The 10,666-nt window shown below is 46.0% G+C and carries 11 protein-coding genes; 2 read left to right on the top strand and 9 right to left on the bottom strand.

Annotated features, from left to right (window positions below; all coding sequences use genetic code 11):
* Positions 1-303: transposase (locus QUA80_RS32200; protein WP_333428984.1), on the top strand; the 303-nt coding region annotated here is incomplete at its 5' end.
* 439 nt (positions 304-742) lie between these two features.
* On the opposite strand, the gene QUA80_RS32190 is transcribed toward QUA80_RS32200, so the two are convergent.
* The 9 genes from QUA80_RS32190 to QUA80_RS32150 all read right to left on the bottom strand — a co-directional run bounded on the left by QUA80_RS32190 (position 743) and on the right by QUA80_RS32150 (position 8,728).
* A complete protein-coding gene (locus tag QUA80_RS32190) occupies positions 743-1,408 on the bottom strand; it encodes a Na(+)/H(+) antiporter subunit B (protein WP_333428983.1) in 666 nt (221 codons plus the stop codon).
* Positions 1,408-1,995: a DUF4040 domain-containing protein gene (locus QUA80_RS32185; RefSeq protein WP_333428985.1), complete on the bottom strand. Its 588-nt coding sequence runs from the start codon at positions 1,993-1,995 to the stop codon at positions 1,408-1,410. Before QUA80_RS32185 ends, QUA80_RS32190 begins: the two co-directional genes overlap by 1 nt.
* Positions 1,985-2,272 carry a monovalent cation/H(+) antiporter subunit G gene (locus QUA80_RS32180; RefSeq protein ID WP_333428982.1) on the bottom strand — a complete coding sequence of 96 codons (288 nt, stop codon included), beginning with the start codon at positions 2,270-2,272 and terminating at the stop codon, positions 1,985-1,987. Before QUA80_RS32180 ends, QUA80_RS32185 begins: the two co-directional genes overlap by 11 nt.
* Positions 2,269-2,499 (bottom strand): hypothetical protein, encoded by a 231-nt coding sequence (locus QUA80_RS32175; protein ID WP_333294936.1) that lies wholly within the window; start codon positions 2,497-2,499, stop codon positions 2,269-2,271. The genes QUA80_RS32180 and QUA80_RS32175 overlap by 4 nt, the downstream gene beginning before the upstream one ends.
* A 165-nt stretch (positions 2,500-2,664) precedes the next feature.
* Complete coding sequence (locus tag QUA80_RS32170) at positions 2,665-3,048, bottom strand: Na+/H+ antiporter subunit E (protein ID WP_333428981.1); 384 nt, start codon at positions 3,046-3,048, stop codon at positions 2,665-2,667.
* Positions 3,045-4,475: a cation:proton antiporter gene (locus QUA80_RS32165; protein ID WP_333428980.1), complete on the bottom strand. Its 1,431-nt coding sequence runs from the start codon at positions 4,473-4,475 to the stop codon at positions 3,045-3,047. Before QUA80_RS32165 ends, QUA80_RS32170 begins: the two co-directional genes overlap by 4 nt.
* The gene (locus QUA80_RS32160; protein WP_015176833.1) at positions 4,472-4,807 is read right to left on the bottom strand and encodes a cation:proton antiporter subunit C; all 336 of its coding nucleotides are present in this window, start codon (positions 4,805-4,807) and stop codon (positions 4,472-4,474) included. Before QUA80_RS32160 ends, QUA80_RS32165 begins: the two co-directional genes overlap by 4 nt.
* A gap of 530 nt (positions 4,808-5,337) precedes the next feature.
* Positions 5,338-6,603: an ABC transporter permease gene (locus QUA80_RS32155; protein ID WP_333428979.1), complete on the bottom strand. Its 1,266-nt coding sequence runs from the start codon at positions 6,601-6,603 to the stop codon at positions 5,338-5,340.
* Between the two features lie 304 nt (positions 6,604-6,907).
* Positions 6,908-8,728 (bottom strand): efflux RND transporter periplasmic adaptor subunit, encoded by a 1,821-nt coding sequence (locus QUA80_RS32150; protein WP_333428978.1) that lies wholly within the window; start codon positions 8,726-8,728, stop codon positions 6,908-6,910.
* 629 nt (positions 8,729-9,357) lie between these two features.
* Between QUA80_RS32150 and QUA80_RS32145 the strand changes: the two genes are divergently transcribed.
* The gene (locus tag QUA80_RS32145) at positions 9,358-10,602 is read left to right on the top strand and encodes a hypothetical protein (protein WP_333428977.1); all 1,245 of its coding nucleotides are present in this window, start codon (positions 9,358-9,360) and stop codon (positions 10,600-10,602) included.
* The last annotated feature ends 64 nt before the right edge of the window (positions 10,603-10,666 follow it).

Here is a 10,666-nt window from a genome sequence, read left to right as displayed (position 1 = left end):
GCAGCAGAATATCCGGAGCATTTAAATGTTGTGCAACTGGATAATGGTAAGTTTCATCATAGTAGTCAGCTCAAAATACCAGATAATATTTTACTGGTTTTCCAACCACCATACAGTCCCGAATTGAATCCAATCGAGAGAGTATGGCAATACATAAAACAAGAACTGAGTTGGGGGTTGTATGACAACTTAGATGAAATCAAAGAAAAAGTTCGCAGTTTTCTTGAAGAATTTTCAACTGAAACAATCGCATCTATCGCGGGATGGGATTATATTCTATCGGCCCTAGCTACTGTTGCATGATTTTGGAGAAGTGGTATAACTTGGTTGATGGTGAATATCAAATCCTCAAGTTTCGAGAGAACGATCGGATTGTGTCGCAAACTTTTCCTGATTTGAACCTGACTGCAAATCAGATTTTTTAAGCTGGTTTAGTGTAAGCTGATATCTTGGAAATTTGGATTTTTTAACCGCTGATGCACGCAGATAAACGCAGATGAGTACACAGGAAATTCTTATCAAAAGCAAAGAAACCGGGTTTTTGGCAAATTCTGCGGGTGTAACGAAGTATTTCGCAAAAAAACCCGGTTTCTGACTACTCGTGCGTAAGCCTTATAAACGTAAAATATCGTTTACGGTTGTTGCTTAATGATTAAACCGCAGAGAACACAGAGGACACAGAGTCAGAGAATGAAACAAATGAATAATTTCGATGTCAATGGATTTGAGATCGGAACATTTGTCATAGCAATCCGCGATAGCGAATAAACACCAACATCACCGCCCACGATCCTAATGCGACTTTGACTGCAACCAGGATATTGAGCAAGGGGAGAATGCCACCGCTGAAAAGTGTGCCTAACTCTCCGTGCGGTAACTCATATCCTGACAGAGTGATAACGGACAATACAATGAAAACAAGTACCGAAACCTTCTCCAAAGTCGCGGCGTGCCAGCGCTTGTAGATTTCTTGCATCCACTGCGGTGATGAGGTAATCGCCACCAAGCCGATCGCAGTTCCCCCCGCTACACCCGCGGCAAAACCACCCCCAGGACTTAAATGCCCGCGAATTGCTAGTTCGATACCCACCAAGGCGGCAATCGTCGCTCCCAATCGCGCCAAAAGAATCGATGGTTGATCGGTAAACTGATATATGGCGCAGGACGGCCTTTCATTGGCTAGCATAAAACTTGCACCCAAGATGGCGATCGTAAATACCACGACTTCAAAGATCGTGTCGTACAGCCGATTTCGCAAAATGATACCGGAAACCGCATTGGGTACTCCACTATCTTGAACAACCAATTCGACGATCGAACTTTGCTGCGATAAGTCCATTGTTGGATTGGCGATTAGCAGCATTTTGACAAACAGCGCTATCCCTGATAAAAAGTAAACCCACTTCATCAATGCTTGTCCTCTGCGTCTGGTGTATTTACATAGGTTAGGGTTGTCCCTGGTGATGAAAGTTCGGTTTGCATGATGTCGTAGACACGCCGAACTCTGATTGCGGTGTTATAAAGTTGCGCTTCGCCGCCCTGTTCCAATTGGCTTTGTGGCGCACAAGCTGCATGGACTTCTTTTTCGAGCAAGGCCCGCTCCAATGCCTGTATAGTCGCATAGGGAACCAGTTCCAGGCGCATATGGCGTTTCTGAAAAACTGTGCGGATGTCATCTATCAGTTGCTTAAAATGACCTGCGGTTTTGCCGTCTGGTACGGCATCGCCCTCTATCCCGTCTTCGATGATACCCAGACGCAGCACGAGGGATGAACGCACCGTCACTGCATAAAGTGTAATCGCGAGTAGAGTACCCATCAAGGCTTCGGTCAATGCCACATCCGCCGCGCCTAAAATCGCGTATACCAAGGCGGCGATCGCTCCCAATACCCCCCGCAGTACCAATGCGTGGTATGGATTGACCTGAAATACCACCATACCAGCAGCTAAGGGTAGCAGAGCGACGAGGACATAAATGTAGCTATTATCGTTCATAGTTATTCCCTGTTTTGGAACAATAGGCCAACACATATCCCAGCATTGTGTTCCAGATTGCTAAGCAAATGATCGCCAGAATCAGCAGGGGCCATTTATTGGGTATTTGCAGCAGCAATCCGACGACGATCAACATTGACCCAAGCGTATCTGCTACCGAAAGACTGTGCAGTTTATACAAAACCGATCGCTTCCCAAGTAGGTAAGAAGTTCCCCAAAACCAGAAAAAAATCCCTATACCGATGCAGGTATAACTCAATACATCTATTACGATCATGCTTCACTGATACGTTTGATTATATGTGCCAACAACATCAATCCAGCATTACCCACACTGAGGATAATCGCCGCCACCACACCGATCATCCAATCATCGCGCCAGACGGATATGACGAGAGCGATGATTGCCGTCTTGGTCGAGATACTTGCAAAGGCCAACATTGTCTGCCAGATATCATGATCTTTCCATACTTCGTACATGGGTATGAGCAAAGCCAGAATCATCGCAATTAGAATCAAGTTGTTCAAGTTGTTCAATTGTGTGCACTCCTGATTTTTCTTACTTAGCTAAATCTGAATTATTCATTTCTCTCTTCTCTTCTCTTCTCTTCTCTTCTCTTCTCTGACTCTGCGTCAATAGCGGTTAAATCATTCAGAAACAAACTTGAGCTAGGTGTTTGATGTCCGTCGCACTCGGTGTACTTCGTAAAAACCCTCTTCATGATATTTCACAACAATCGTCTTAGGAGTAAAAGTGATCAGGAAGACATCTAGGAAGATCAGCAAGGGCGATCGATGGTTTGGCACTTTTTCCATGATCACATCTTCGTGTCTATGGGGGCGGAAGATGAGTTCAACAGCTTCCAGATAAGCTATCGGAATCGCCCTGAAGATGTTACCCAACACCCCCAACCATTCCCTCAAAGGTTCCGGGGGTGCGGAGCTGCGCGGCAACAGGAAAGCAATGATGATGCCGATCGCAATATTTGCCAAACTAAAATCTGCAGTAAGTAGAAACCAGATCGTCAGTCTTAATATTAGCTGTCCAATCATTTTGGTAATGCCATCCAGAATAGTAGGAGCGAAATCAAGCTCATAAAACCGACCAAATGATCGAATTGTTCAAGCATACGTGGCAGTTTGATTGCCGTGCGTTGAAAAATTAGAAAATAGGCTAACCAACCAACGCCGATGATGGCGATCGCCTTAAGCATATTTTCCAGCGTATAAGCCTGAACATCAAAAGCATTGGCTGCAATCAGCCCCGCTAGCAACAGCAACACCGCAGGCCAAAAACCGGGTTTGACTGCTGTTTGTCCGCCACGAGGTAGAAAGATGAATTTAGCAAAAGAGATTGCTGTTCCGACTGCTGCGACATTCATCGCGATCGCTGGCCAGAATCCCAAATTCTTCACCGTCAACACCTTTGCCCCAAAGCCAACCAACAAGGGAAAGCCAGAGATTGATAAGCTAGCTATGACTAAGGCAATCCAGATTTTGGTATCGATCGGCTTCTGTTTCAATTCTTTGAGATTACGACTCGGTAACGATCCTGCTGTCAGAAACAGCGACGATTTGACCAAACCGTGTGCCAGCCCATAAAACCCACCCACGGACGGTGCAGCGAGGATAAAGCCCAACTGCGAAACCGTGTGAAAAGCCAACATCCGTTTGCTATCTTTTTCTAAAATGGCATAGAACACGCCCAGCAGCGCCGTCCCGACGCCAAAGAGTTGGACGATGGGGGCCACCTCCTCCACCATCAGCGCACAGCGCACGAGGGGATATACCCCCGCTTTAACGACAATTCCTGACAGCAAAGCCGACACTGGCGTTTCTGATTCCGAGTGAGTTAACGGTAGCCATAACCCCGATACAAACACACCTCCCTTAACCAAGAGTCCCATAAAGATCAGAGCGATCGCCTCTGGGGGTGCTGCACCCAAGCCGGCAAAACTAAACGAATGACTTGCCTTATAAACCAGCACGGCACCGACTAGATAAAACAGCATTGCCGTATTGCTAATAAATAGATAGCGCAAAGCCACCCAAATCGAGCGATCGGTGCGAGGATAGGCAATCAACAGAAAAGCCGCAATCCCGCTGACCTCTAACCCTACATATAAACTGATAAAGTCCGTAGAGGCAAAGGCCGCATTCAGGCTGCCGTGTACCATCAGAATTTGTGCATAAAAAAATGCCGTCTTATCTGTGGGCCAACAGTAGATAATCACCGCTGCAGTGACTAAGGCATTGGTTAAGATGAAATAGGCACTCAAGCGATCGACTAACAACGTGACACTGAAATTATCCAGTAACTCCAGCGTCACCGCTGACGGCATAGCAAAAAGCAGGAACGCATAGGCAGCGGAGATGAGCGCTCCGAATATTGCGAGATACTTGTCAAGCTTCGGAATCAAATAAATACTAAACCCGACAAAAAACGGGAGTCCAATCCAGGCGATCGTCAGGGTATTCATGGGGTATTATTCATCTCGATTTCGTTACTTTCTAATGTCGGATTATCTCGTGCCAGCTTCATCACACTGACCAGCATTAAAGCCTGAATCGAAAAGCCGATCACGATCGCCGTTAAGATCACCGCCTGGGGAACCGGATCGGCGTAAGCGACATTTTTCCCCTTTGAAATAATTGGTGTCAGCCAGCCTTCTCGCGATGCCACCACCACGTAATAGGCTATAACCCCTGTACTCATGACATCCATACAGACGATTTTCATGATCAGGTTCTTTTTAAAGATGATACCAAAAAATCCGCAAAATACTGTTGCCAATACCAATGCTTCTAACATGGAAATTGCGTGTTGGATAAGGGGTTTTGGTTATTATATTTGAAGAAACGTCTATTAGTTCTAATGGGACTTAGACATTTTCTAGCCCCTAAAAGACCTGAAAAGCAGTCTAGGTAAGGGAAAGAGTTTGATGCTCCGTTATATCTATTCCGGTTGCACGAGGGAAATGATTGTTGACTGTTGACTGTTGGCTGTTGGCTGTTGACTCGGGGTCGAAAAACTGCATGATGGTTGAGAGTTGAGTGTTGACTCGATTTTACCCCCGACTTGCGAAGCGCGGATTTGATATCAGAGGTAAAACCGCTGTCAATTCCCGACTGAGCCCCATTCAAGCTCAAACCCTTTACATGTCTTAGTTGGTACTCATTGTTGACGTGATTTTTGTCTGAGTACCGTTAGCGAATATGTGGCCGACAACGAAGTCCGATCGTCCACCAAACCCAGTTTATGACCACTCGTGCGTCCAGGACTGTAATTGCGACACTTGCGCCTAGGACTGTTCAATTTAACGGGGGCGAACGTCACTAACCTCAATCATTCCGCAAAGCTGCGATCGGATCTAAACGAGCTGCATTCCGAGCCGGTAGCACTCCAGCTAATAAGCCTACAGTAAAAGATAGCCCAAAACCTGCGGCGATCGACCATACAGAAACCACAAACGGAAATTTGAACGCTGTCGAGGCCCCAAAGGCGATCGCAATTCCCAACCCAATTCCCGCCGTTCCCCCCACCGTGGAAACTAAAATAGATTCCGCCATAAATTGAATTAGAATTGCTGCATTAGTAGCGCCTACCGCTTTGCGAATCCCAATTTCCTTAGTGCGTTCCACAACAGACACCAACATAATATTAGCAATACCGATGCCGCCAACCACCAAAGAAATTCCGGCGATCGCACCCACCATAACCGTAAATAAACCTATCACATTGCTGAAAGTATTAACTATCTCAGCTTGATTGACAACTCGAAAATCATCCGGTTGTGGCGGATAAATATTGTGGCGCAAGCGCATGATATTTTCCACTTGAAATTGAGCATCCGCTAAATCCGCTTCGCCCGCAGTTTCCAACCAAAAACCAGAGATCGCAATCCCCGCTAAAGAATTTCTCCCCACAATCCGCGAAGACATATTTTTGAGGGGAATATAAACTCGATCGTCCTGATCGGTTCCCCCTACAGACCCCTTGCTTTCCATCACTCCAATGACCTTGTAGCGGTTGCCCTGAATGCGAATATCGGAGGATAGCGCATTAGCTCCGGCTCCAAAAAGTTCGTCCCGCACCTTAGAACCGAGGACAACTACTGGCTCAGCAGCATTCAATTCATCCTCGTTAAAAAACCGTCCTTGTTGAGGGTGAATGTTCTTCACATCTGGATAGTTTAAATCCGTTCCCAAAATAGCAGTAAATGAATTTTGTCCGCCGTAAACGACTTGCACTTGACGCTGCAAATAAGCAGAAATTGCTTTGACAGCAGGAGCTTGTTTGCCGATCGCCTTAGCGTCATCCCAAGTCAGGGTAGTAGCAGAACCGCTTCCCTGACTGACACCGCCCGATCGCGCAGCGCCGGATAAAACCAACAGCACATTTGTACCCAAAGCCTTTAACTGTTCTTCAGTTGATTTTTGTACTCCCTGTCCCACCGAAGTAATGGCAATTACCGAAGATATCCCAATAATTACGCCCAGCATGGTTAAACTGGTACGCAATTTGTTATTCCACAGCGCCTCTGTCGCCATGAACGCGATTTGAACGTTAGAGATTTTTTTGGTGCGGGGGCGAGTCTGTAATTTCATGTTATTTGTTATTTGTTATTTGTTATTTGGTGGCAACTTCTAAGAAGTATGCCTAAATTGGTTCCTAATTTATCACCTGACGATGCAACCGGAAACGATATGATTTGTGGCACGACCCGCCGGGGGTTGAAACCCCCGTCTCATAGAAGACAGTCGGTTGAAACCGACTGAAAATTCGTCTAAAACCGATGTACATCAACTAACTCTTCAGTCCTCTTTCAGAGGACTTTCGGTATGAGACAGGGATTTCAATCCCTGTCGGACTGTCGGAGTCACTCGCGGACTAACTAATGACTAATGACTGCTAACGCAAGCGCGTTCTCCCACCCGGTTGCAAACCCGGAATCGGTCCCGGCGATGGATTTTGGGATCTAGACCGCAATCCGGGGGGCAAACTAAGCAGCACTTTTTCATCTCCTTTCAAACCCGATCGCACTTCCGTCTTGTCATCCACCGTCATACCAGTCTTAATCGGCATAAAAGCAGGTTGGCCATCTTCTGGACCGGGAACAAAAACCCCCGTTTCCCTTTGTTGGCGGACAATTGCGGCAGTCGGAACTACCAAAACATTTTTAAGTTCACCGGCCTTAAATTCCACATTCACATTCATGCCCGATCGCAGCATTTGTTTATCGTCATTAATAATTGCCGCTTTTACCTCAAAACTTGTCACATTTTGCAGGACGATCGACTGAGGCGAAATTTGAGTGATTTTACCTGCAAAAGTCTTTCCCGCAAAAGCATCGGCTTGAATAGACGCAGCCTGGCCGATCTGAATCTGAGAAATATTAGTTTCTGCTACGTTTGCTACTAATTGATTTTTTGAAGCTAAGGACAAAATCGAAGAAGAAGTCGCCGAAGAAACCGCACTACCTGCCGTCGTGGGAGTCACAAAAGCGCCGGGATCGGCGTACTTGCGGGTGACAGTGCCGGTGAAAGGAGCCCGCAGCACAGTGTCGTCGATCTGCGCTTGAACGCTTTGCAGGCTGCCTCTAGCGGCGAGAACTTGGGCCCGGGCTTGGGCGATGTCTTCGGGGCGAGAACCGGCTTCTAGCAGCGCCAAAGCTTGCTGTTTTTGCTCGACGGCAGCCCGCGCCGCAGCGATTTCTTCCGGGCGTGCGCCCGATCGCGCCAGCGCCAAAGCTTGCCGTTTTTGCTCGACAGCAGCCCGCGCCGCAGCGATTTCTTCCGGGCGTGCGCCCGATCGCGCCAGGGTCAAAGCTTGCCGTTTTTGCTCGACAGCAGCCCGCGCCGCAGCGATTTCTTCCGGGCGTGCGCCCGCTTGCAGCAAAGCTACAGCTTGTTCGGCTTGCCTGACTTGCGTCCCGGCTCGATCGCGCTCGGTGCGGGAGTTGTTGACAATTTGCAAAGCAATGGCTCCGGCATTATAGAGTTCCTGATTTCTCTGAAAGTCTTCCTCAGCTTGGTTTTTCGCGTATTCGGCATCTCTGAGTTTGGCGGTTGCTTGGGCGATGTCTTCAGGCCGGTTGCCCTCGAGCAATTTTTCTAAATTAGCCTGTTGTTCGGCTAGTTGTGCCTCGGCTACGGCAATATCCTGGGTTCGATTGCCGTTGAGCAATTTTTCTAAATTAGCCTGTTGTTCAGCTAGTTGTGCCTCAGCTACGGCAATATCCTGGGTTCGATTGCCGTTGAGCAATTTTTCCAGACTTGCCTGTTGTTCTGCTAACACTGCCTTAGCCACAGCAATGTCCTGGGATCGAGTGCCGTTGAGCAATTTTTCCAGGTTTGCTTCCGCCGCTGCGAGTTGTCCGCGAGTTTGGGTAAGCTGGCCTTGGAGGTTGGAGTCATCCATGTAGGCGAGAATCTGCCCTTGTTCAACCCTATCTCCTTCCTTGACAAGCAAACTTTTGAGCATTCCTGAAGTTTTGGGGCTGACGTTAACGGAACGTTCGGGCACAATTGTGCCGTTTGCCGAAATTGTAATCGGCAGGTTCACCCTTTCGACAGCAACGGTTTTTTCCTTGCGTCTGGTTTCGCGGCTGGATTTGACTGCGAGTTGGCTGTAAGCTGTGTAGCCTACTCCTGCAAGCAGGGAAGCGGCAAGCAGCCCGCTAACCCACGGACTCAGCTCTTTTTTAATCTGAAAGTGCTTTACTAAGTACATATAAATTAGACCGATCGGGCGTCTGTTGAATTTAGACCGATCGGGAACCGAAAACGTTCAATTTAAGTCTCATTGAGTTTTTGGGTTTGTGGTGGCGCCAAGTCACTCACAGTCCTGGACGACTTAAAAATGACTCTAGAGAACCTCACGCTAAAATCGATCCCACCTTCTGTACCCGCGAGCATGTCACACCACGAATTTTGGGATGAGTGAGCATTTTGGGCTGGCGATCGCGAAGCATAAATAATTGTTAACAATACTTCGGACAGTTTTTGATTGCCAACCGTAGAATGAGGGTTTCAAGGCTCCAAGGCAATCGAGCTACCAACGGAAAATCGACGGTTTCAGCCTAAGAACTAAAAACAGTCCGGACTATTGAAGCGATCGAGGTATAACAAATCATTCGAGCGGACAAACAGCTATGATTTTAGTCAAGCTGAAGTTATTGGCGATCGCCAAGCATAAATAATTGTTAAGCGAGCGATCGATGCCTAACGAATCATTGGATCTGACAAAATAGCAATATTTACGGTTTGAGTGAGAGGCGATCGTTTTCCGCTCAATTTAGCCGTTAGGTTGCAGTTACTTCTAAATAAAGATGTTCCCTTAAAGTCATTGGTTAGTGATATATGATGGCTGAAATTGATAACGAAAATAAATTAATTCAAAGAATTTCTAATTGCTTTGAAAGCCAGCTTAAACCCATCGTGCAGTTCTTGATATATTTAAGAGTGCCTCTGACAATTGCAGTGGCATCTTGGTATTTTTATACCCAGATAGATCAAACCATTGAGGTCTATCGTGTAATTGCTTTTGATAATAATGTAGCTCAGGCAGTTTTTTCTACAGTATTTGTTGTTTTGCTTTCACTTGGTGTGTGGTTCGCGGCACGTTTACATGAGAAATGCTATGAAGATCGTCTTCCTGAATTCTACAAGCCAAAATTCGATTGCTTATACAAAAATGTACCTCGTTTGTTAGGTGCTATACCACTGGGTAGCCTTGCTTATGGCACTTGGGCTACCCAAAAAACATTGGAGAACTTATCGAATACTAATCCCAAGATTTTTTTGCTAGTGTGGATGTTTAGCAATATACTTTTATTGTTAATTTTACCTTATTTGATAATTAAACGTATTGAACTTTTAAAATACTCAAAATTTCTAGGTTCTTTTGCCTCTAACAAGAGGGGTGAAGGTCTATTTGGGCAAAGATTTGAAAATATATTTGTTAATACAGCCTGCTTTGTTTTTATTATTTTATCTTTGCCTATGATCGTGGCAGCAAAAGATTCACCTTGGTCTTTTGGTTTAATTGCTGTTTTTCTGTTGCTCGTCTTTTTTAATGTGGCGCTGTTTTCTTGGCAAAACACGCTAAAATCACGAATTATAGTTGTTAGGACTTGTTCAATTTCTCTGCTGGCATCCCTCGCATTAGGGTTGATGATGCCTCCGACATTTCTTCCCGATCTGCTGGGTTCAATTAGTGTGGTGGCAATATCGTTGACGATTCTGGTGGTTGTTTTTTCAACAATTTACGACTGGGGTCTGCAAACCAAAATACCTGGGATTACGATTCTAATCGTGTTGATTGTTGTTTCTAGCAATTTAAATTTAAATGACAATCATCGCTTTCGACAATTCAGCAAACCCGAAAACTCAGTCCTTCCAGCTTTAGAATCTAGTTTTCAGCAATGGTTAGCTAATCGCCCCGATCTCGATAAATTCTCAAATAAACCCTATCCTGTCTATATCGCTGCGGCTCAAGGCGGGGGTATTTATGCCGCTTATCATGCAGCGACAGCCTTCACAAAGCTAACAGAATATTTTCCAAGTTTTCCTCAGCATATATTTGCAATAAGTAGGGCTTACTGAATAAGTTAGGAAAAATTGCGATCGCACTTGATGGGCAATTCAAGCTCGGCAAAACATAAGTTTT

It is taken from the genome of Microcoleus sp. F4-D5 (assembly GCF_036704885.1).
In the GTDB taxonomy this organism is placed as follows: Bacteria; Cyanobacteriota; Cyanobacteriia; order Cyanobacteriales; family Microcoleaceae; genus Microcoleus.
The sequence above is the reverse complement of the archived record's forward strand: the minus strand, read 5'-3'. Positions and strand labels throughout refer to the sequence as shown.

Coding starts and splice junctions, on each gene's coding strand:
- QUA80_RS32190 (WP_333428983.1), bottom strand. CDS start 1,408: ATGAAGTGGGTTTACTTTTTATCAGGGATAGCGCTGTTTGTCAAAATG.
- QUA80_RS32180 (WP_333428982.1), bottom strand. CDS start 2,272: ATGATCGTAATAGATGTATTGAGTTATACCTGCATCGGTATAGGGATT.
- QUA80_RS32145 (WP_333428977.1), top strand. CDS start 9,358: ATGATGGCTGAAATTGATAACGAAAATAAATTAATTCAAAGAATTTCT.
- QUA80_RS32160 (WP_015176833.1), bottom strand. CDS start 4,807: ATGTTAGAAGCATTGGTATTGGCAACAGTATTTTGCGGATTTTTTGGT.
- QUA80_RS32150 (WP_333428978.1), bottom strand. CDS start 8,728: ATGTACTTAGTAAAGCACTTTCAGATTAAAAAAGAGCTGAGTCCGTGG.
- QUA80_RS32155 (WP_333428979.1), bottom strand. CDS start 6,603: ATGAAATTACAGACTCGCCCCCGCACCAAAAAAATCTCTAACGTTCAA.
- QUA80_RS32165 (WP_333428980.1), bottom strand. CDS start 4,475: ATGAATACCCTGACGATCGCCTGGATTGGACTCCCGTTTTTTGTCGGG.
- QUA80_RS32170 (WP_333428981.1), bottom strand. CDS start 3,048: ATGATTGGACAGCTAATATTAAGACTGACGATCTGGTTTCTACTTACT.
- QUA80_RS32175 (WP_333294936.1), bottom strand. CDS start 2,499: ATGATTCTGGCTTTGCTCATACCCATGTACGAAGTATGGAAAGATCAT.
- QUA80_RS32185 (WP_333428985.1), bottom strand. CDS start 1,995: ATGAACGATAATAGCTACATTTATGTCCTCGTCGCTCTGCTACCCTTA.